Source organism: Paenibacillus sp. J5 (assembly GCF_054955055.1).
The window spans coordinates 97,710-120,306 of the sequence record NZ_JBUEDD010000003.1 but is presented as its reverse complement, the minus strand read 5'-3'; the positions used below and the strand labels follow the sequence as shown (position 1 = coordinate 120,306).

Annotated in this window: 17 protein-coding genes; 3 read left to right on the top strand and 14 right to left on the bottom strand. The window is 53.5% G+C overall.

Annotated features, from left to right (window positions below; all coding sequences use genetic code 11):
- Positions 1 to 96 precede the first annotated feature (96 nt).
- Positions 97 to 1,485: an MFS transporter gene (locus tag ACY1JZ_RS05825; protein WP_462628457.1), complete on the top strand. Its 1,389-nt coding sequence runs from the start codon at positions 97 to 99 to the stop codon at positions 1,483 to 1,485.
- Between the two features lie 292 nt (positions 1,486 to 1,777).
- Here the strand turns inward: ACY1JZ_RS05825 and ACY1JZ_RS05820 are convergent, their stop codons facing one another.
- From ACY1JZ_RS05820 to ACY1JZ_RS05795, 6 genes are all read right to left on the bottom strand, one after another.
- On the bottom strand, positions 1,778 to 3,388 hold the full coding sequence (locus ACY1JZ_RS05820; RefSeq protein ID WP_462628456.1) for a response regulator: 1,611 nt from the start codon (positions 3,386 to 3,388) through the stop codon (positions 1,778 to 1,780).
- A 33-nt stretch (positions 3,389 to 3,421) separates the two neighbouring features.
- On the bottom strand, positions 3,422 to 4,792 hold the full coding sequence (locus ACY1JZ_RS05815; protein WP_462628455.1) for an ABC transporter substrate-binding protein: 1,371 nt from the start codon (positions 4,790 to 4,792) through the stop codon (positions 3,422 to 3,424).
- Positions 4,789 to 6,552: a cache domain-containing sensor histidine kinase gene (locus ACY1JZ_RS05810; protein ID WP_462628454.1), complete on the bottom strand. Its 1,764-nt coding sequence runs from the start codon at positions 6,550 to 6,552 to the stop codon at positions 4,789 to 4,791. The genes ACY1JZ_RS05815 and ACY1JZ_RS05810 overlap by 4 nt, the downstream gene beginning before the upstream one ends.
- Before the next feature lie 169 nt (positions 6,553 to 6,721).
- Positions 6,722 to 7,576, bottom strand: coding sequence for a carbohydrate ABC transporter permease (locus ACY1JZ_RS05805; RefSeq protein WP_270166643.1), 855 nt, complete (start codon positions 7,574 to 7,576; stop codon positions 6,722 to 6,724).
- Complete coding sequence (locus ACY1JZ_RS05800) at positions 7,573 to 8,526, bottom strand: carbohydrate ABC transporter permease (protein ID WP_270166644.1); 954 nt, start codon at positions 8,524 to 8,526, stop codon at positions 7,573 to 7,575. The genes ACY1JZ_RS05805 and ACY1JZ_RS05800 overlap by 4 nt, the downstream gene beginning before the upstream one ends.
- 278 nt (positions 8,527 to 8,804) lie before the next feature.
- The gene (locus ACY1JZ_RS05795) at positions 8,805 to 10,157 is read right to left on the bottom strand and encodes an ABC transporter substrate-binding protein (RefSeq protein ID WP_462628453.1); all 1,353 of its coding nucleotides are present in this window, start codon (positions 10,155 to 10,157) and stop codon (positions 8,805 to 8,807) included.
- A 241-nt stretch (positions 10,158 to 10,398) separates the two neighbouring features.
- On the opposite strand from ACY1JZ_RS05795, the gene ACY1JZ_RS05790 reads away from it, so the two are divergent.
- The gene (locus ACY1JZ_RS05790; RefSeq protein ID WP_270166646.1) at positions 10,399 to 11,334 is read left to right on the top strand and encodes an ArsR/SmtB family transcription factor; all 936 of its coding nucleotides are present in this window, start codon (positions 10,399 to 10,401) and stop codon (positions 11,332 to 11,334) included.
- A gap of 122 nt (positions 11,335 to 11,456) precedes the next feature.
- On the opposite strand, the gene ACY1JZ_RS05785 is transcribed toward ACY1JZ_RS05790, so the two are convergent.
- The 7 genes from ACY1JZ_RS05785 to ACY1JZ_RS05755 form a co-directional block, all read right to left on the bottom strand.
- On the bottom strand, positions 11,457 to 12,155 hold the full coding sequence (locus ACY1JZ_RS05785; RefSeq protein ID WP_462628452.1) for a hypothetical protein: 699 nt from the start codon (positions 12,153 to 12,155) through the stop codon (positions 11,457 to 11,459).
- Between the two features lie 13 nt (positions 12,156 to 12,168).
- Positions 12,169 to 12,741, bottom strand: coding sequence for a matrixin family metalloprotease (locus ACY1JZ_RS05780; protein WP_462628451.1), 573 nt, complete (start codon positions 12,739 to 12,741; stop codon positions 12,169 to 12,171).
- Between the two features lie 92 nt (positions 12,742 to 12,833).
- A complete protein-coding gene (locus tag ACY1JZ_RS05775) occupies positions 12,834 to 14,198 on the bottom strand; it encodes an arabinan endo-1,5-alpha-L-arabinosidase (RefSeq protein WP_462628708.1) in 1,365 nt (454 codons plus the stop codon).
- Positions 14,199 to 14,428: 230 nt separating this feature from the next.
- The gene (locus ACY1JZ_RS05770; protein WP_462628450.1) at positions 14,429 to 15,265 is read right to left on the bottom strand and encodes a carbohydrate ABC transporter permease; all 837 of its coding nucleotides are present in this window, start codon (positions 15,263 to 15,265) and stop codon (positions 14,429 to 14,431) included.
- Positions 15,266 to 15,284: 19 nt separating this feature from the next.
- Complete coding sequence (locus ACY1JZ_RS05765) at positions 15,285 to 16,175, bottom strand: carbohydrate ABC transporter permease (protein ID WP_462628449.1); 891 nt, start codon at positions 16,173 to 16,175, stop codon at positions 15,285 to 15,287.
- 159 nt (positions 16,176 to 16,334) lie between these two features.
- Entirely contained in the window at positions 16,335 to 17,669 is a 1,335-nt protein-coding gene (locus tag ACY1JZ_RS05760; RefSeq protein ID WP_462628707.1) for an ABC transporter substrate-binding protein, read from the bottom strand.
- Positions 17,670 to 18,025: 356 nt separating this feature from the next.
- Positions 18,026 to 19,009 carry a glycoside hydrolase family 43 protein gene (locus ACY1JZ_RS05755; protein WP_462628448.1) on the bottom strand — a complete coding sequence of 328 codons (984 nt, stop codon included), beginning with the start codon at positions 19,007 to 19,009 and terminating at the stop codon, positions 18,026 to 18,028.
- Between the two features lie 208 nt (positions 19,010 to 19,217).
- On the opposite strand from ACY1JZ_RS05755, the gene ACY1JZ_RS05750 reads away from it, so the two are divergent.
- Positions 19,218 to 21,395, top strand: a complete 2,178-nt coding sequence (locus ACY1JZ_RS05750; RefSeq protein ID WP_462628447.1) for a CotH kinase family protein — start codon at positions 19,218 to 19,220, stop codon at positions 21,393 to 21,395.
- Between the two features lie 313 nt (positions 21,396 to 21,708).
- Here the strand turns inward: ACY1JZ_RS05750 and cobA are convergent, their stop codons facing one another.
- Positions 21,709 to 22,593 carry a uroporphyrinogen-III C-methyltransferase gene (cobA, locus tag ACY1JZ_RS05745; protein ID WP_462628446.1) on the bottom strand — a complete coding sequence of 295 codons (885 nt, stop codon included), beginning with the start codon at positions 22,591 to 22,593 and terminating at the stop codon, positions 21,709 to 21,711.
- Positions 22,594 to 22,597: the final 4 nt, after the last annotated feature.

Below are 22,597 nucleotides of genomic sequence, written 5' to 3'. Positions count from 1 at the left end.
AAACATTGGATGACACAGTTAGAGATTTCGGGTCATATACTTGCTGAAGCAACTATCGTCAAGACCATTTTATGATTACACGAGGAGAGTTGAAGGATGAAAATAACTCAAAAAGAAGTCGGGGTTTTCGATGCCAAGTATAGAGCATTGACAATAGGGATTATTCTTGCGGTCACTACTGTTGCGTTTGAAGGATTGGCGCTTGTGACGATTGCTCCTACCCTGGCTCAAAAGTTGGATGGACTTCATTTGTTTGGCTGGATATTCAGCGCTTTTCTTTTGGCACAGATCCTTGGAACAATGATTATGGGGCAGCGGATCAACAAAAACGGCGTTTTTGCATCGTTTGGTATATCGATCCTTATTTTTGTGATCGGCATCTTGATTGCCGCTAGTTCTGTAAACATGATTATGCTAATTATAGGGAGAGTGTTTCAGGGATTTGGTGCAGGGGCAATCATTACGTGCGTGTATTACAGCATTACCTTAGGTTATCCCGATAAGCTTAGAACGAAAATACTTGCTTTGTTTTCCGGCGCATATATTTTACCTGCTTTAATTGGTCCATATATTGCCGGACTTATAGCGGAGTATCTGTCCTGGAGATTTGTTTTTTGGCTGGTGCTTCCTTTCATTGGCTTGGCTGTTGTGCTGACGCTTCCCGCTTTTCGCAAATTTACAGTGAAAGAGAATGCCGCTTCAAAGAACAGCCGAAAAGAAGGCTATGCAGTATTACTGGCTATTGGAACGGGAATGCTGCTCTCTGGGCTAGGCTTTATAACCGATTGGAAAGGAATAGTACTTTCGGTAGCAGGCTTGCTGATTATGATTAATCCTTTGCGAAAGTTGCTACCTGAGGGCACCTTAAGTGCCAGAAGAGGTCTGCCTGCTACGATTGCTTCAAGAGGATTTTTTGTTGCTTGTTATAATGCGACTGAAAGTTATGTTGTCTTGGCTTTGACAGATGTGAAAAAGCTTCCAGCAGATTTGGCGGGATTAATTGTGGCCGCAGGCGCATTAAGCTGGTCAACGGCAGCCTGGCTACAGTCAAAGCTTGATGCTAAAGACCATGGAAAGGGCCGACAGAAACGGGTAACAATCGGTATTGGATTTATGATCATTGGAGTTGCTGCAGTACTGCTGGCTGTTGGCCTCCCTGGGGGAGGAATCACATTTGCAGTAATCTCACAGCTTTTCACTGGATTTGGCATCGGTTTGGCACATCCTACCACCGGAGCGATTGCATTGCAACACTCGAAAGCAGGTGAAGAAGGAGAGATATCCGCCAGCCTGCAGTTTACGGATGCATTTGGTCCGGGTTTAAGCATTGGAATCGGCGGAGCTCTCATTGTCGTTAGTCAGTCGCTGAATTTGGGGTTGTTATCGGGGATTATATTGGCCCTGTCACTTCAATTGCTTTTCGTTCTCCTGAGCTTTGCGATTTCCTTTCGCATCAAACAGGCGAAAGCCTCTGAGGAGAACTGATTCAGTCCTGAATTCCAGGAAATTGGATCAAATAATTGCTCTGTCAATTACTGATGGAGCAATTATTTTAATAGTTAAAAAATATGAACTATACATTCTTCTATACTACAACAAGAATGGATACTCCTTACCTCATTAAGGGCTTCTTCCAATTGAGGATAAATTAATATGCAGTAGCTTTTGAGAAAAGTCACCCCCTCCCCCGTACTGATTGCGAAATTTTTTCGAATGGGAAAGTGCCACCCCCAATTGGAAATAACCCGCTACTTGGCAGCCTCTTGACCAGACACTCTCATGCACGCTCACGGTATTCGGACGGCGTCATGGCCATGACCCGTTTGAATACCTGAGTGAAATACTTCGGGTCCTGGTAGCCGACGAGCGGCGCGACCTGGTACACCTTGACATCTGAATGCTTCAATATATACTTGGCCTTCTCGATCCGGCACTGGGTCAAATATTCCAGGAAGGTATAGCCCGATACTTGCTTGAATAAGGTACAGAAATGGCTCGCGCTCAGATCGACCAGCTCCGATACCTCCTCAATGCCCAGATCCTTATGATAATGGTTAGCGATATATTTCTTCGCCTTCTCAATCGCCGAGTGACCGTCCTCCCGCGACTGCTGGGTCGACCGCGCCATGATCCTGCCTGCGAAGGAGGCTCGCGCCTGGCCGATCAGCTCATCAAGCGTGGCGGCCTCCTCAAGCTGCTGCAGCAGCTCCTCCATCGAGCCGCCGCCATGAGGCGCATGGACATATTCGAGCTGCTGGTCAAGGATGACCGCTAGCTGCACGATGAAGCGGCGTGCAATCTCCGCCGAGAAGCCCTCCTGCTCAATATACGACTTGAGCTGTCCAAACAAGGCGCCCAGTCGTTCGACATCCAGCGTGCGGACACTCTCTGCCAGTTGCGACTCCAGATGCTTCGGATAACGTCCCTTGACATCCGACTGTCCGTCCTGTGCTCCGCGCGGCATCTCTTCGATGAATACACCCTCCCCGCCGGAATAGAAGCGCTGGTGCAGCGCCTGCAGCGCTCCCTCATACGCCTGGCTCAACTGCTCCAGTCCGTAAGCCTCGGGACTGATGCCCACCGAGCAGGCCAGCTTCGAGTTGCTGCGGATGGTGCGCAGCATCTCCTCGCCCAGACGCAGCTTGCGCTCGCGCGAATCCTTCGGGAACAGCAGCACCCACTCACCGCTGCGGAACGGGAATACGGTCAGTCCGCCGTTCTGCCCCGACCATTCCTCCAGAATGTTGCGAATGGCAAAGAACCATAGCCGCTTCTCCTCTGCCGTCCACTGGCGATTCATCGCCTCATAATGCTCCAATTGTACGATCATCATGAAGTAGGTCTGATTCAGCTCGCTGTTCTCCAGCCATTGAAGATGCTGGAGCGGCTTCTGGTTGCCCTCGATCATCTCGGCAAACATCCGCTCGCGAGCGAGCAGCGAGAGTGCCTGAACCGAGTGCATCAGCCGTTCACTCTCCAGTTGGCGTTGGCGCTCTCCGTCCAGCCGCTCGCGTGCCTTCACAAGAATCTCGGTCAGCTCGTCATGGTCGATCGGCTTGAGCATGTAGTCAAAGGCTCCTTGGCGCAGCGCCTCACGAGCATAGTCGAATTCCCCGTAGCCGCTAATAAAGATAAAGATCAATCCCGGATGCTCTGTCATGACCTGCTTCATCAGCGTAATGCCGTCGATCGTTGGCATGCGGATGTCACTGATGACAATATGCGGCTTCACCTCGGAGACTACCTGCTGGGCCTCCTCACCGTTCCTCGCTTCCCCCACGACGCGCAGCCCCAGCTCCTCCCAAGGAATAGCCGCCTTCAGACTGCGCAATATGATCGGTTCATCATCTGCCAACACGACGCTGTAGGTCACCTTGCTCTGTTCCATCCTCTCGCCCCCCATCTCCATGGTCACTCTCCATCATTGCATGTCTGGAGTCCGCCCTCCCGTCCCGGCGCCGCTGCTGCGTCGCAGCTCCCAATACTGCACCGATGCACGCTCCAGCTTCTCTAGAGCCTCCCCGGCATAGCTTGCTCCGCCTACCATTTCCTCTACAACCTGTAGGAACGAGCGCTTCACCTCTGGTGACAGGATGTTGTCATACGGTACGAAGCTATACTCGATCCGATCCATCAGCTCGAGCACCTGAGCAAAAACCGGGCCCGTTCGCTGCGAATCGACCTCGATCCGCATCGCCGGGATGCGCAACCCCTCATAGACAATTCGTTTCTGCACCTCCTTCGTGTAGAGCGCCTGCATGAGCTGCAGCGCGGCCTCCTTCTTCGCTCCCGACAGATTCGCCGACATACCGAGTCCGAACGTGTAGCCCCCGGCAATGGACGGCTTGCTCTGACCATCCGCCGCAGGGAACGGGATGACGCCAACCTTCTGCTGGAATTCCGGCGCCTCCTCGCTATGGAACAGCGTAATGTCCCAGTTGCCATTCAGATACATCGCTGCTCTCCCCTGTGTGAACAGGTCAATTGCGGCTTCGGTCGAGCTGCTGTTGGCATTAGGCGAGAACGCCCCGGAGCGCGCCCATCGCTGGAAATGCTGGAAAGCCTGCAGATAGCCTTCATTCTGGAACGAGTAGCCCTCCTTGCCTTGAATTAGACGCTCGATCAGTGACGGTCCGGCGTAACGATCCATCAGGTAGTGGGCAAATATCGCCGCTGGCCAACGATCCTCATTGCCAAGGGCAAACGGAATATACCCGTTGCGGGTCAGTACGCGAATCGCTCCGTCCAGTTGATCGAGCGTCTGTGGCGGCATGAGGCCGAGCTCATCGAAGATGGCCCGATTATAATAGATCGGCTCCGCATTGCCCTCGATTGGCAGGCCATACACCTTGTCATTGAATGTCCATAGATGAAGATCACGGAATTGCGACTTCAACCCATTATCGCGCACGAAGTCGCTCAGATCCATCAGCCGCTCCGCTCGTACATACGGCTCAATCTCAGCGCCGCCGAACAGGACGAACAGATCTGGAGGCGTGCCAGTGACCATCTCGCTCTTCAGCTTCTGCTCGCGGTGCACCGTCTGATCCATCCCCTCGAAGTTGACCTTCACATTCGGATGAGAGGCCTGAAAGCCGCGCACAGCTTCCTCGAATATATTGAGAATGGGCACATCATGCTCCCGCGTCCAGAAATGCCGGAACGTCAGCGTAATTTTCTCCGCCGTATCCTCCTCCGCTGAGTCGACCCGGTTCAGCGAGCTAACCAATACCACTCCAGCAAGCGCGAGTACATAGAGCACTACCCAGCCCCAGCTCAACCAGTTTCTCATTGTATTCGCTCCCTTCCCCCGGTACTCAGTCCCGAGCCTGGCCACACCTTAGGAAGCCGAATGCGAATGGTGGACCCGAAGCCCGGCGAGGAGCAGATCATAATCCCGTATGGACTGCCGAACTGGATGCGCAACCGCTCATGAACGTTGCGCAGCCCAACCCCGCTGTCCTTATATTTTTTCTCATCGGGCTGATGATTCTTCCATAGTTTCGTCAGTGTCTGCTCGTCGAAGCCCGGTCCGTTGTCGCTCACCTCAATCATGATGCTCCCCTCCGCCTCTGCCGCACGAATGGCAATATGTCCCTTGTCCTTCATCGGCTCGATGGCATGATAGAGGGCATTCTCCACAATGGGCTGTACAATCAGCTTCTGCGTCATATAATCCCTCAGCTCTTGCGGCAGCTCAATCTCATAATCGAATTGATCCTCAAACCGGAACTTCTGAATGTTCAAATAGTGCCGCACATGCTCCAGCTCCATGCGGAGCGGGATCAGCTCCTTGTTCTCGCTGATGCTGATACGCAGCAGCTTGCCTAGCGAGATAACCATGCGGCTAATATCCTTGTTCCCCTGCAGGACAGCCATCGAGTTAATCGACTCCAATGAGTTGTAGATAAAATGCGGATTAATCTGCGCCACCAGCGCCTGGAGCTCAGCCTCCTTCTTCATCGCCTGCTCCCGCTCCACCTGCTGCAGCAGCTCGCTGATCTGCTTGCTCATCCGGTTGAAGCCCTCAACCAGCAGATTCGATTCATCATCCACCTGATCCTGGCGCGGGATGGGGATGAAGATGCGCTGCTCCACCCGCTTCATGCCGTTGACGGCGCTAATGATGGTGCGAACCAGACGTGTCACGAAGAAACGGTCGAACAATATCGCCGATAGGAGTGAGAACACGCCCAGCAGCAGCGCCATGTTGCGGATCGACAGCGATTCGGCCTGCAGCAGCTCATTAGGCGTAATGGCGACCAGGAACCATTGCTCGTTGTGTGAGGGCAGGAACGTGATGAGCGATTTGCTGTCTTGATACGTATCGACATAGTAGTTCTTCTCCTGCTCGTATTGGCCGGACAGGAACGGGAAATCCACCCGCTCGCCAATATGCTCGCCGGACTTGTTGAAGACGATGGAGCCCTGCTTGTTCACGAGCAGAATGTCGCCCTTATTCAATGTAGCCGCTTCCCAGAACACCTGGTCAAGCAGCTCAGGCTTAATATAGACCACCAGCTCGCCGATATTTTCCAGGGAATAGTAATCCTTGATGACCCGCGCCTGCACAAGCACCGGACGGCCGTCAACGGCCGAGCCATTCTCCCCTGGCCCCGACCAGACAGGGCGTCCCTGTGCCTCCTCCATCCGCTCGTACCATACGGCCTGCTCCAGAGCAACATCCGATGCCGAAGCATTGTATCCGTAGACCAGCTTGCCCTTCGCATACAACTGAAAGGACAGAATCATCGGGTGATTGATGAACAGGTTATTGATCTCCTGCCGCTGATCGTAGGTGAGCATGCGCTCAGGCTGCTTGAGCGACTGCTGGATGACAGGCTGAGTCATGGCGGAGCTGGAGATGGTCGTAATCTCATTGAGGGCGAACTTCAGCTTGCGATCCGTCTCCAGCAATGAGATCCAGTAGAAATCGCTCGACTTCTTCTCAATCGCACTGGAAAAATTAAAATAGCTCATCCCACCCATCGTCAAAACGGGGATGAACACGAGCAGAATGTTGGCCCATAATATTTTGCGGCGAAGCTTCAAGAGGTTCACTCCCCATGCTGAATAATGATGGCTGTGAGCGGCTGGCAATGCTCTGCTTAGGAGTGCCGAAGCCGCTAACGGCCATGTGCCATTGCCGGTACCATCTCGTGAGCTTAATATAGGTATTCAGCACAGGGATGTAAAATCCTGTATCCGGTATGCAAAAGAATCAGCTTTTGACGGCACCAGAGGTCAGGCCGGCAATAAACCAGCGGCTGAACATCAGGAACACGATCAGCAGCGGCAGCGTCGCGGAGAAGGTCGCCGACATAATCATGCCGTAATCCAGCCCGTCGCGGTTGGTGAAAAGCTGCTGCAGCGCGATCTGGATCGTGAAATGCTCGCTTTGCTTCAGTACGACAAGCGGCCAGAAGAAATCATTCCATGTGTTCATGAAGGTAAAGATGCCGAGCGTCGCCATCGCCGGCTTAATAACCGGAATGACGATATTCCAGAAGATGCGGAAATGGCCGCAGCCGTCCATCCGTCCTGCCTCCAGCAGCTCCGAATGCACCGAGGTGCTTATATACTGCCGCATCCAGAAGATACCGAAGGCATTGACCATCGCCGGCACGATCAGTGCCTTGAAGGAGTCGATCCATTGCAGCTTGGCCATAATGACGTAGGTCGGCAGCACGCTCAACTGCTGCGGCACGAACAAGGTTCCGATGACCAGCGCAAACAATATATTTTTGTAGGGAAAGTCGTATTTCGCAAAGGCATAGCCTGCCAGTGTACAGAAGAAGATGACGGATAGCGTCACCATCGAAGAGACGAACAGAGAGTTGCCAAGTGCCGCAAAAAACTCTGACCGCTCCAGTACACGCTCGAAATTGAGAAAGAACTGATCGCTAGGCGTCAGCAGCGGCGGAACATGAAACACACCGCTCCGGTCATTGGTCGCGATGACGAACATCCAGTAAAACGGGAAGACAGAGATCGCCGCTCCAATTGTCAGAAGAATATGATATGCCCAGCGTCCCGCCCGGCCATTGCCTGCTCCTTGTATAGGTGCTGTCTTCATGCTTTTTTACCTCCTGTATCTCCACCCATTCGGTTCGACACCCACATATTCAGCACCGAGAAGATGATGGTAATGATGAACAACAGCACCGCCGCGGCAGCCGCTGTACCGAAGAAGGAGTTGCGGAAGGCTTCGCTGTACAGATAGATCACCATCGTGATGCCTTCCTCACGTGTCGAGCCTGTTCCTGTCTGCCCAAGAAAGACATAGGGTTCGGTGAAGAGCTGCAGGCTGCCGATCGTCGACAGCAGCACAGTGAAGATAATGAACGGCTTGAGCAGCGGCAATGTAATATAGCCAAGCTGCTGCGAACGGCTCGCGCCATCCATGCGCGCCGCCTCATACAGATCCTGCGAGATGCTCTGCAGGCCCGACAGATAAATGATCGTATTGTAGCCGGTCCAGCGCCACATGATCATCGTCGCAATGGCGATCTTGACGCCCCACCAGCCCGAGTTCCACGGAACACCCTCAAGCCCCAGGATGCCGAGCAGCCAGTTCGCCATTCCGTTGTTGCCGAAGAAGGTGCTGAATAGCAGTGTGACGGCAACGATGGATGTAATATTAGGCATAAAGTACAAGATACGAAACCCCTTCTTGAAGCGGGTTAGCGTCGAATTGAGCATAACAGCCAGCAGCAGCGCCACGATTAACTGTGGCACAGTGCCCATCAGGCTGATGACCATCGTATTCATGAAGGAGATCCAGAAGGTCGGGTCGCTGGTGACCAGATCATAGTTTTTCATACCGACATACTTCATCGGCCCCAGAGCATCCCACTTGAAGAAGGACAGATAGATCGTGAACAGAATCGGATAGAGACCGAAGATGGCAAATAGTAAGAAGAAGGGAGAAATGAATAAATAGGCCGTGATGTTGCTGCGCCTGCGCTCTGTCAGCACAGGTCTTGACAGTCGCACCGGAGCCTCGGCTGGTATAGGCTTGGGCATTGTCGCACCTCCACAAGCGCCAACGCTGCGGCCGCCCCGTGGACGGTGAAGCAGCGTTCCGCTACTCAAGTAGTGTTGAGATAAATACTTCTAATTCGCAAGGAGCTCCCTGCGAATTAGAAGGTGTATGGTTGCCGGCAATCTCGCCGGCATGTGGCGTCATCCGGGGCAGACTGCTGCTGGCAGCCTGCCGCCGTCTGGTGAGCGCTAGCCGGGCTAAGCCTGAGCGAAGCCCGGGAGAGCCCGGCTGGTATAGCAACCCGGGCTCCTGTTACGCTTTAGCTGCGCTCTGCCAGCTTCTTCGCTTTCTCGACAGCCGCTTTCCATTCCGCTTCCGGATCTGCTTTTTTCTCCATGACATTCTGCAGGGCATCCTTGAAGTACGTATCGGTCTGGTCGTGCAGCGGGCCGTAGTAGACCGGCTTGACGCGGTTAGCTGCCTTGCCGAACTCGACCGCTGTTGCCTGACCGCCGAAGAATTCATCCTGGAAGCCAGTGAACGCCTCATCCGTGTACAGCTCTGGGATCGAAGGCATCAAGCCTTTGGTCTTGAACGATACCAGTTGATTCTCCTTGCCTGTAACCCACTTGATGAACTCGAACGCTTCCTTCGGATGCTTGCCTTCCTTCGGCAGTGTCAGGAATGCGCCACCCCAGTTACCGGAGCCTTCTGGAAGCTGGGCAATTTTCCATTTGCCCGATGAATCCGGGCCGTTGCCCTTAATGTTGCCTGCCATCCAAGCTGGTCCAAGCATGACGCCGAAGGCGCCGTCATTTGTCGCTTGACCCCACTCTGGAGACCATAGCGCCCAGTTGCCGATCCAGCCTTCCTGGATACCCTTGACCGTGAAGTCATAGGCTTTGCGGACTTGAGGATTGGTGTCTCCGATGAAGGAGCCATCTTCCTTACTGAAATAGATGACGTCAGTGGCCTGATCACGCAGCGCGTTGAAGGTCAGATCCTTCAGATCAGCGAACGGCTTGCCTGTCTTCTCCTTGAACGCCTTACCGACCGCAGCGAATTTGTCCCACGTATCGATCGCAGCGCTGAACCCATCAGGATCAACCGGCAGGCCCGCTTGCTCAATCTGATCCACACGGTAATAGGCAACTGTCGGGCCAATGTCAGTCGGCAGGCCAATCTGGAAGCTGCCATCGATCGAGGACGCTTGCTTCCACTTCCAGTCCAGGTATTGGCTCTGCAGATCCTGAGCGCCCAGCTCATTCAGGTTGTGGAATTTATCCTCAGCCGTAATGAAGCGCTCCATGAAGCCGATCTCCAGCATGAAGATGTCTGGTGCGCCGGAGTTGGCAGACAGCGCTGTCGTCAGATTGTTATGATGCGCCGTCTGGTCGCCCGTGGTTTGGTACTTGATCTGCACGTTTGGATGAGTTGCATTCCACTCCTTCACGAGATCCTCGTACCCCGGAGTGCCGAGAATCCAGAAGGACAGCTCGATCTTCTCGTCGCTCCCCTTGCTGCCCGTGTCATCTGTCTTCGGTGTATTGGTGTCTCCGTTAGCAGGCGGTGTATTGGTGCCTCCGCCTCCGCTGCCGCTGCTGCATGCAGCGAGACCGAAGATTAACGTCAGGCTCAGCAGCATGACTAGCCATGGTTTCTTTGTTTGCATGAATCGTAACCCCTTTTCCGATATGATTTCGCTTTCAGTTACCACTTTAAAGGAAATCGGCCGCAATGATGAGGAGGCAATATTACGAATTAAGGTGGAAATTATTACGGTAGGAAATGGAATTCATGGATTAGAACTGAAATCATAGCATGATTGTCTACCATGATACGCGTTAACGACGTTGTTGAAATATTAACTGTCATGTATATTATTTATATGAACCTTAATGTTGGAGGGTCGTATGAAAATTGATATTTCCCAGCACTCGCTCCCTGTCTATGAGGCGCTGGCAAGCAATGTACGGATCGAGATGATTCGGCTGCTCACTCATAAGCAGATGAACATCAAGGAGCTTGCCGATGCGCTCAAGCTGAGCAGCGCAATCATGACGATGCATGTGAAAAAGCTGGAACGGGCGGGCATCATCAAAACCTCTATGCGGCCGGGCAAGGGAGCCGCACGCAAGGTATGCACCCTCGTCACCGATTATATCGAGATTATATTCCCGCCCAAGCTGGAGACGCTGCCGCGCGAATGCCATGTCACGGAGGTTTCTGTCGGCCATTATACCGACTTCGAGGTCGTGCCGACCTGCGGCCTGGCAACTACGGTCAAGGTCATCGGCATCTTCGATGAGCCGCGCTGCTTCCTGGAGCCCGAACGCTTCAATGCCAAAATATTATGGCTGGGACAAGGGTATATCGAATACAAAATACCGAACTATCTGACACGCAATGAGGAGCCGCAGGAATTGGAGATTACGATGGAGATTTCATCGGAGGCGCCGTTCGCCAATGATAATTGGCCATCGGATATTACTTTTTTTCTCAATGGCATCCGGCTCGGCACCTGGACAAGCCCTGGCGACTTCGGAGGGGGCAACCGCGGGCGCTACACGCCCGATTGGTGGTGGGGAGAGATTAACCAGTATGGGTTGCTGAAGATGCTCAAGATTAACCATGAAGGCACCTTCATCGATGGACAGCGGATCTCGGATGTGACGCTCGGTCAGCTCCAGATTGAGAACAAGCAATGGACGTTCCGGCTGGGCGTGCTGAAGGATGCGGAAAACGTCGGCGGGCTGACGATCTTCGGCTCCGGCTTCGGCAACTATAATCAGGATATAGTGTTCAAGCTCTATTATGAGAAGCGGCAAAGTGGCGAGGAAGAGGCGTGAGGGATGTAACAGGGGCAGGCAGGGCAGTGGGCAGTACAGTGCTTTGTCTTGTCTGCCCTGTCAAGCCTTAGCCAAAACATTTCATTCTAATGCCCCTGTATAGGACACCCCGGTTTATACCTTTAACCTTCAATTTTAGTAACAACTTCAGATTTGATCTGTTCCAAAACAACGTCGAATTTCAATCCACTAATTCGGTCATCAATATGAAGCGGTTCAGCAATAAATAGCATACTATCCCCATTGTTAGCTTTAATTGTTTTGTTCAGATCAGCCATGTTATACATCAACTGAACACTTCGATCTGCTTCAATCTCGATTTGGAATGGGGCAGAGGATGGGGAATAAATATCTGTTCCTGGAACTTTCTTTAGGAACAAGACATATTGTTTATTGGGATCAGGCTCCAAGTAATGGGGCTCATCTATGTCCGCTTGAAATGCAATTCCTTGAACGGTCGCTGTGTGCCGGGAGAAATGGGGAATATATACTTCGATTGCGGCAGGGGTTGAACCTAGAAGATTGTCTTCAACTACGAATCGGTAGGTGTTTCCTTCTGAATGGTAAGTCCCACTTTCGTTTGTGTTTCTAATCGTTTGAACCTGGTTTTCATAGTGTCCACTAACAACAAAATCTGAAATTCCGACAAGTCCCTTCAAATCCCCAAAGGTAGCACGGTCAGCAGTGATTGTAGTGGAGTAGTGCTGGGAGACATTCTGCCCCGAATTCATTTCAGAATTATAGTAGAAGAGTAGTAGGATAGCTACACAAAGGATGCCAACGGCCATAATCCCTTTTTTGTTTTTCAACTGTGTTACCATTACCTTTCCCCCTTCAGAATGCGTAGATTGCATTGACGCCATTAATATCATCAGACTTCGGGGTATAGATGGAAGTCCGATCCCGATTGGAACTCATGAGATAGGCAATAACGACAACGGAAGTATGGTCAAGCCCTAACCCATGACCCAATTCGTGCCCGGCGGTGCTCCTCCTTACCGTAGCATTTGTATCAATGTTGTCGTTATAAGCATTTAATCTAGCCTGGATGCTTATAAATTTGTTATTACTATTAAATGAGTAATTGCATCTGCCATAAAGGGACTGATCATAGTCGCCAAACGTCCCCACTACATTTGGAGACAACGTATTGGAAGGAGAAAGATTGAATTTGATTTTGGACTGGGCAGCATTCCAGTCTGCAACAGCGGTATCAAAGGCGGTGTTATATTTGGTTTTACCGGATATTTCGTAGCGTAGCTTCACCTCAGCCGCTACCCCAATACTTTTTGGCCAACTGATCCCAAGGGTGTTGTACGCGGTTACCGTATCAAACGGAATGGATGACAACAATGTTGCAGCAAGGATGGTAAAAAATAACACCTTTTTCTTTAATACCAATCTCATCTTTTCCCCTCCCATTTTAGTCTATTAGTAGATTAACAATAAAAGTAATTTTTGTAAATAAATTATTTATTGCGCCAGTACGAACGCCCTATCTACGGAAGCTTCTTCCCCCATAACGCACTGCCCTCACTATCCAGACCAGTAAACACCAACGTCGGGCGCTTCAGCTCCCAATCCCAGGCAGCCAGCACCTGCACCTCCACTGGCGACTCATGCGCCGATCCATCGGCAGCTTCCCCCTGCATCGATAAGGACAGCGTTCGCTTACCGTCATAGCTCCAGCTCAGCTCCCCGTACTCGCTGGCGGCGCCGCCAGCCTCATGCAGCGTGACCTTATAGGATGGGACGACCCCGTCCATATACTTCGCATGGGCTACCAGCTCCCAATCTCCATATAGCTCCTGCTCCGGGATGTCCTGCTCGCGCTCCCCGGCATAGCGCTCCGGCGATACAGTCGGCCAGCCATCTGCTGTCCAGACCAGCTTGCGCACATGCAGATACATCCAGTTCTTATCCGCCTCAGGACGGGCATGATGAATCAGATAATCTGCGCCATTCTCATCCTGCAACACCGAATTATGTCCAGGAGCCAGCCAGACATCTCCAGCAGAGAAGCGATAACCGCCGATCAGCTTATTGCCAATCTCATACTGCGGCCGATAGGCCACATCCTTCATATCCCGACCTGCCGCATCCAGGTACGGCCCGGTTATCTGCTCCGAGCGCCCGACGCGCACGTTATAATCCTGATAGAGCGAATCATAGGAGACGAAGAGATAATAGTATCCCGTATCTTCATTATAGATAATATACGGCCCTTCCACTGCGCCTTCCTCTGTTGCACGGTCGCGGGCGGCAATCTGTATGCCCACCCCCTCCTCCTTCAGCTTGCCTGTACCTTCATCAAGCGGCGCAATATGGATACCACCGAAGAAGGAGCCGTATACAAACCAATAGCCGCCCTGTGCATCGCGCACGATGTTCGGGTCGATGGCGTTAGGGCCATCCCCAGGCGCTGTCTTGATGACAGCTCCCTGGTCCGTCCACGGCCCTTCGGGCGAAGCGGAGGTGGCAACACCGATATAGGAGCGATTCGTACCGAAGGTCGATGCTGAATAATACAGATAGTAAGTATCGCCCAGCTTGGCAATGTCTGGCGCCCATAGATTGGTCGCCCCCGTCCAGTCAGCCGCCTCCCGCGGCACGCCCTCCAGTGCATAGCCCACCCACTCCCAGCGAATCAGATCGGCCGACTTGCGTACCATGATGCCTGCGCCGGGCGAGCCGCCCACCTTGACATCGGTTGAATAGAGGTAGTACATCTCTCCATCCTTGAAGATCGACGGGTCGTGGACATTACTGATCTTCCATTCCGTCTCCGTATCGATCGCAGGCACGTCAAGCATGGCATAGTCTGGCGGTGGATCAGGATACTGCACCTGAATCTGCGCTTCCATCTGTCCCCTCTCTCCTCCCTGGAACGAGCAGGCCGGCAGCAGCGCAATCACTACACATAATACCAGCAGCAGCCGCGCTCTGCTCCAGCCTGCACCCTTCCTGTAGCACGACGCTGCCCATTGCTGATGCTCCGCAGCCTGAAGGAGTGCGCCCCCACATTCGGCCGGGCGCTCTGCTCTCAAGCCCCTTTGATTGTTCTTCATTACTTCTCGCTCTCTAGTCATCCCCATCATCCCTTCACCCCCGAGATGGCGACCGACTCGATGATCCGCCGCTGGAAGACGAGGAAGACGATCAGCATCGGAAGCAGCGCAATGATCGACGCAGCCATTATGAGGGGATAATCGGTCTGGATGGCATACATGGCATTGAAGTTGGCGATGACCAGTTGCAGCGTCTGCTTGGTGGGCGTGTTCAGATAGATGATGGGGGCAAGATAATCGTTCCAGATCGCCATGAACCATAGAATGACCTGAGCCGCTACTGCGGGCGACATGAGCGGCAGGGCGATGCGGCTATACAGCCCAAAATAAGAGGTGCCGTCAATCTTGGCCGCTTCAATGATCGCATCCGGCACGCTCAGCAGATACTGGCGCAGGAAGAAGATCATGAACACATTGCCGAAGAAGCCCGGCAGGATCAGCGGCCATAGCGTATCCACCCAGCCCATCTCCGAGAACAGGATGAACTGCGGAATCATGACGACCGGATAGGGGATCATCACCGAGCCCAGCAGCCCGAGAAAGATGGCATTCTTATACGGAATACGCAGCTTGGAGAAGGAGAAGGCCGCCAGGCTGGAGGTGAACGCGCCAACCACGGTAACCGAGACGGCGACAATCAGACTATTGACGATTCCACTCAGCAGCGGTCCCTTCTCCCATATTTCCTGGTATTTGACCATAATGAACGGATCGGGAATCCATTCCGGGGGCAAGGCGAACACAGCCTCTCTCGTCTTGAAGGAGGTCGACAGCATCCAGGCCAGCGGCGCAATCATGAAGATCGCTCCCAGCGCCAGCAGCAGGAAGATGATCAGATGGGACACACGATATTGGGCTTTCATCCGTTCTACTCCTCTCCTGTCACCCCAGATCGCGGGATGAGCGCTCGTTCATTCTGAACTGTATCAATGTGACGATAAAAATAAACAGCCCCAGGATGACAGCCATCGCAGAGGCATAGCCCATCTGCAGGTTGCCGAATGCCTTTTGCCAGACGTAAAATACGACACTCGCAGAGCTGTACTCCGGCCCGCCCGTCGGGGTCATAATATTAATCTCGGTGAAGATCTGCGAGCCTCCGATAATATTGGTCACGATGATGAAGAAGGTAACCGGCCTCAGCATCGGCCAGGTGATCCGCCCAAGCACCTGCAGCGACCCCGCCCCATCCAGCTCGGCAGCTTCATAATAATCCTTAGGCACACTCTGCAGCGCTGCCAAATAAAGCAGCATCGTATAGCCGAGGTTTTTCCATACCATCATGATGATTAGAGCGGGCTTGACCGTATGCTTGTTCGCCAGCCAGTTCGGCCCCTCGATGCCAATGAGCTCCAGAAATTGATTCACCAATCCATAGTCGCCGTTATATGCCCAGCTCCACAGGATGGAGATCGCCGCCAGCGATGAAATGACGGGAATGTAGTAAATCACCCGAAAAGCCGTGGTTCCCGGTATCCCTCGGTTCAGCCCCATCGCCAGCAGCAACGCCAGCGCAAGACCGACCGGAATGCCCAGCATGAGATAGAAGGTGTTATACATCGCTCTATGGAATTGGTCATCTCCTAGCAAATCCGCATAGTTCGCCAGTCCGATCCCATCCATCCGCCCCAGTCCATCCCAGTCAGCAAAAGAGCCATAGAAGGAATACATCGCCGGGAACAAGCCAAATAGTAGAAAACCCAGAACCGGAGGCAGAATAAATAAATAGCCATATCGTGCTTCCTTCCGGTACAGATTGGACTTCGTCTTCATCGTCCACCTCGCTTACCCTTGTTCAGCGCGAGCAGTCAGCCGTGACATAGGGAGCCCTTCGCAATCCCGCCGCCCCCTAGTCATCTTCACTCTACTCGCCTGCATGCCTGTTGTCCGCACGCCTACCCTGCGACCCGCTCGGGGGCGTGGAGCTCGCCGCTATTTCTTCGCGCGCTTCTCCTGCTCAATCGCCTTGTCCAGCAGCGCCTGCATCTTCGGTTGCTGCTCCTTAACGTATTCCGCCGCCGTCTTCTTGCCATCCAGCACCGGCTGGATGTCGGTGAAGAACAACTGATACCATTCGCTGTTGTATGTAAGCTGTCCCGGCAACGCGCGGCCGTACTCATTGACGATCTGCAGGAATTCCTCCTTGTTCGCCGGCCTCGTGGAGCTGTCAGCCGCCCATTGCTCTGCCATATCGATCAGATTCGGAATCTGCACCTTGGCATCCACCAGCGCCTTCATGCCTTCCTCCGATGCAGTCAAGTAATAGACCAGCTCCGCCGCTTCCTCAGGGTGCTTCGTATTGGCCGATACGCCGATGCCCAAGGAGCCAGTCCATGTCGCTGACTTCCCTGTCGATCCCGCAGGATACGGAATCAGGTCATACTCGAACGGCAGTGTCTCATAGGTGCTCATATCCCATGGGCCTACCGGGAAGAAAGCCAGCTCCCCCTTCATCCAGCGCTGATACGTATCCAATGTTTGTGCGTCCTCGATGGACGGCGTAATCTTGTATACATTTTGCAGATCCGCGAACCACTGAAGCGCCTCTGCAAACTTGGGGTCGTCGATAGTCACCTTCGTTCTCGTCTCGTCGAGCCAATCCGCGCCATTGCTCCATACAAAGGCCTGCAGCGCCCAATTGACGTTAAAGCCCGTGCCATACTGGTCGATCTTGCCATCGCCGTTCGTGTCCTGTGTCAGTTGTTGATTGACCTGGACGAATTCCTCCCAGGTATACGGCTGATCCTTATCCGGCAACGGAATGCCCGCCTGCTCGAACATCGTCTTGTTGTAGCCGAGTGCGAACGGCCCCACATCCTTCGGCAGACCGTAGATGCTGCCCTGCCCGACCTTATCTCCGTCATAGCGGTAGTAGTTCACCCCATACGGCCAGATATTATCCAGGTTGAGCCTGCTATTGCCCTCGATGTAGCTCGTCATGTCAAGCAGCACGCCGCTCCCCGCATACGCTTTCAAATCGCCGGGCTCAAAATAAAATACGTCTGGCACATTCTTGCCCGTAATCGCCGCCTTCAGCTTGGTCGCATATTGATCAGCGGCAGTCACGATGATGTCAACCTTCACATCTGTACGCGACTGCTCGAATTGCTTGACCACGCTCTCATAGGCCTTCTGCTCATCCGGCCCGCCTCTGAACATGAAGGTCAGCTTCTTCTTCGCTCCCGTGTCCCCGGAGCTGCCGCTGCCTCCCGTGCTGCCATCTCCTCCGCTGCATGCGGATACAGCCCCTATCAACGCCAGCCACATCGCCCATACAGGCAGCCATCTTCTTGCTCTCATCCTCGCATCCATCCCCTCAATAAAATTCAGTTCCCCTACAATGGAGCCACCATGAGGCATGCCGCTCCCATATGCTCCTGCATCAGCCCTATCACACGGATGCCCCAGCACGTCAGCCACCCTGCGTGAAACCGCATACATTATACCGCTTGATATAGCCGCCCAGATTGCTTCGACAGCATGAAGCGCCTGCTGTCTGCTTCATACGCTCCCCTATCTTCTGGCACGGCTATTTTAGGTAGTATAAATATTATTAATTAATATCAATATTAACGTTAATCATATAGATAACCGTTTTCCTTGTCAACCCTTTTTATTCCTTTTTATCTTGAATGTGTGTCTGGCAGAGGGCGCCCAAATACCGGCATCCCATGCTCATCCCAGACGAATGTCTTGGCCCGCGCATGACGGTTCGGATCATACAGCGAGTCGCCGTCGATTTCCTTATAGCTTCTGGCGTGATACACGAGTACATCGGTCTTGTCATCCTCCGCGACTGTGAAGCAGTTATGTCCTGGCCCATACTGCCCGTGCTCCTCATCCGAGACGAATACCGGCTCCGCCGCCTTGCTCCATGAGGCCGGATCGAGCAGATCGCTGTTCTCATCCGCCCATAGCAATCCCATGCAATAATTATGGTCGGTTGCGCTGCCGGAGTAACTGATGAAGATGCGTCCGCCATGCCGAACCACGGCCGCCCCTTCATTCACCTTATATCCGATTCGTTCCCATGGGTACTCCGGCTTGGATAGCAGCACCTGCTTGCCGCCAAGCGTCCACGGGTTGCTCATCGGTGCGATATACAGGTTGGAATTGCCCTCGATGGCCGGGTCATTCTGCGCCCAGACCAGATAGTGCACTCCCTCGTGAACGAAGCTTGTCGCATCCAGGGAGAAGGACTCCCAATCCGTAACAATCTGCCCCTTCTCCTCCCATGCGCCCTCCAGCGGGTTGGCAGAGCTGTTCTCCAGCACATACATCCGGTGATCGAATATCCCCTGCTGTGTCTCGCTCGTCCATGCTGCCGCGAAGTAAATATACCACTTGCCCGACACATAATGAATCTCCGGAGCCCAGATGTTGGCGCTCATCTTGCCTATCTCATGCTTGCGCCAGCATACGACCGGCTCCGCCTCCGCCAAGCCATTGAGCGTCAGAGAACGCCGCAGCTCGATACGGTCATACTCAGGAACCGAGCCAGTAAAGTAATAATAACCGTCTGTATGCTTGTAGATCCAAGGGTCAGCGCGCTGCAGCACGAGCGGGTTGGAATACGGACTCTGTTGTGCAATAGGTGATCTTTTCATGGTTACCTCCAGCATATAGTTAATTAAAGTGTTATCCATTAATATATTAATTAATAATACTAGCGGATGGCCTTTTCTGCAAGAGCCGAATAACGGGGCAGTACACCTTCCAGCTCGCCGGTATCACAATTAAGATTCATTTAAGAAAAGGGCTTTACGATAATACACAGATAGCTCAACCTACCAAAAACATCCGAAGGAGGAAAACATGAACGTAAACAAATGGCTTAAAAAAACCCTTTCCGTCACCTTGGCACTTACCATGGCATTTGGCTTCGTTCCCGGCTTGGCCCGTCAGGAGGCAGATGCGGCAGCGAACGGAATTACACAGGCGTATGAGGAGGTGTTTGCAGGAGATCGAATTATCGATATCCATGTGACCGTCTCCGACGAGGATTGGGCAAGTATCTTGTCTAGTCCGCTGGATAAGGAATACAAAACTGCAACCGTAGAAATAGACGGGCAAACCATCGAAAATGTCGGCTTCTCGACAAAAGGCAATCTGACCCTGCGCTCTGTGGCGGCCATGAGTGATTCCGACCGGTACAGCTTCCGCTTAAAGTTCGACAAGTATGATAAGGAGCAGACGTGGCTGGGGCTGGATAAGCTGTCGCTGAACAACGGCTTCTCCGATCCCTCCTATTTGCGAGAGTATTTGCATTATGAAGCGCTAAGGGAGATCGGCATGGATGCTCCGCTTACAGTGTTCGCCAATCTATACATTAACGGCGAGCTGTTCGGCTTCTACACAGGCGTAGAATCGGTTGATGACAGCTATCTGGCCCGTACTGTAGGCGAAGATTACAGCACAGGGGTCTTATACGATACGGACGCCGGCAGCACGCTGCAATATGTCGAGGGCAGTGACTATGATACCATTACACGCGATCTGGGCATTAAGGATAACAAGGCTTCGCTCAAAAACTTCATCAAGGTGCTGAATGATATGCCTGACGGAGAAAAAGGCGATATTGAGGAGGTGCTGGATGTTGACTCCGCGCTGAAGTACATCGCTGCCAACTTTGTGTTTGGCAACTATGACAGCTACAATGGGGACAAAGCGCAAAACTATATGCTGTACGGGGATGCCGCAGGCAAATACACGGTCATTCCTTGGGATTTCAATATGTCCTTCAATGGCTACACTCCGATGAGCGGCAGCAATACGACCGCTGTAGCTGCACTGCTGGATGAGCCTGTGCTAGGCATCTCCATGGAAGACGCGCCGATGATCAACAACCTGCTAAAAGTGGCCGAATACAAGGAGCGCTACTTGGATTATGTCAATCAGCTTGTGGACTACCTCGAAAACATCGAAGACCGTGTTGGCGAGCTGGCAGATCTGATTCGTCCGTATGTGGAGGCAGATCCGACGAAGTTTTACACTATGGAGCAGTTCGAGGCCAATGTATCCTATTCCTCCGATAACAATGCAGGAGGCGGTAATGGCGGCGTAATGCCTGGAGACGGCACTGAGCCGGGGCGCACTCCGGGAGAAGCACCGCCGGATGGAACGATCCCGGACGGCGCGGCCCCTGGAGCGACTCCTCCCGAGGGTGTCGAGCCAGGCAGCATGACGCCGCCGGACGGATCGCCACCGGGGGGACAAGGCCCGGCGCCAGGCGGCAATGGCGGCGTAATGGCATCGAATTCGCTGCTGACCTTTGCCCTGAACCGGTTGGTGAATCTGCAGGAGCAGTTGGGACGCGACCTATCTGCACTGCCTGAGCCAAGCGGTTCCGAAGAATCGCCAGCTTCAGGCTCAGACAGCACAGATTCGACGGGTACAGATTCGGCAGGCACAGAGTCTTCCGGAGAGACAACGACATCACCGACCACGACGACCATCTATTATCCTTCTGCGCCTGTTGCAGCTACAGAATCCGATACGGAAACAGCGACCACGGTTGATTCAACCTTGGCCGGCAGCACAACGAGTACAACTGCAGCAGGTACAACAGCAACAACGACAACGACCGCAACAAACACAACAACGGCGGTTGCTGAGCCCTCTGCCTCTGCCCCGTCCAATTCCGGCGAGATTAAAATTATGATGAATGGCAGCATCATCAGCTTCAGCGATCAACAGCCGATTATGGACAACGGGCGTGTACTCGCCCCTGTGTACGGCATTGCACGGGCGCTGGGGGCAAAGCTGCAATGGGATGAGACCCGCCAGCAGGTCACCCTTACCGCAGGAGAGACGACCGTCGTTCTGACCATTGGCAGCAACACCGCCTACGTGAACGGCAAGGCAACACAGCTCGATGTAGCGGCCAAAACAGTGCAATATCGCACTGTCGTACCCGTTCGTTTCCTGGCTGAATCGCTAGGACTTCAACTGAAATGGCTGCAGAGCACGACTACAGTGCAACTGGCCAGCTAGGGCGTGTATGCAGACCCGCATAAGGGCATCTATCCCTGCCTTTTCGCCCCCTGCTGCGTAGCTTTTCGCAGATGCACCCCCGGTACGCCTGCGAAAAAGCGCCTGGCATGGAACGAAATTCGGCAACATCTGCTCCTCGGAGTTTGCATACACACCCTAACACAATCCCCCCAATGTGTGCCCATGCAGACATTGGGGGGATTACTTGTTAGGCAGCAGCACGCCTTTGTACCTCGCGCAGCTTCCATGGCGTCGTGCTCTAGTCCATGACGAAGACCGGTTGAACCAGTCGCTCCCCCGACCCGCTTAACGCTCAGCCGATCATAGCAGCGGCCTGGCGTTCAAGCTGCAGCAGCTCATGACGCACTCGAACCACCTCGCCAATTACGATCAATGCCGGGTTGTCAAGCCGAACCGCTGCAGCCAGTTGATGCATCGATTCCAGCACCCCTGTATAGACCCGCTCCTTGCCGGTTGTCCCGCGCTCGATCAGTGCGATCGGCGTCGAAGCAGGCTTGCCGTGCTTCAGCAATTCCTCGCCAATCTCCCGGATCTGGCTGACTCCCATATAGATCGCCAATGTATCGACACCGTGCGCCAGCAGATCCCAGCGAACCGGCTTCGTGCTGCCATGACATCGACTGCCTGTGACACAGGCGAAGGAGGCGGCATAGCCGCGATGCGTAAGCGGAATCGACGCCGATGCCGCAGCGCCTGCCGCAGAGGTAATCCCCGGTACAATCTCGCACAGGATGCCATGGGCAGACAACGCCAGCGCTTCCTCGCTTCCGCGCCCAAAGATAAGCGGATCGCCGCCCTTGAGCCGCACGACGTCCCGACCCTCCAACGCGTAGCTGACGAGCGTCCGATTGATCTGCTCCTGAGACATCGCATGGTGCCCCGGCGCCTTGCCGCAGTAGACACGCAGCGCATCTCCCCTGGCATACTGGAGCAGCTCGCTATTAACCAGCCGATCGTATAGAATGACATCTGCCCGCTCGATACAGCGCAGCGCCTTGATCGTAATCAATTCGGGATCGCCCGGGCCGGCGCCGACGATACTGACCTTGCCCGGTGCTACACTCGCCGATGTATCCGTTCCTCCAAGTCTCGCATGTTCCGTCCCTCCGAAACACGTCTGTTCTGCCCCTTCCACGCCCATAATCCGCACGATCGGCTTCAAGGTCCCCTGCCCCATGTGC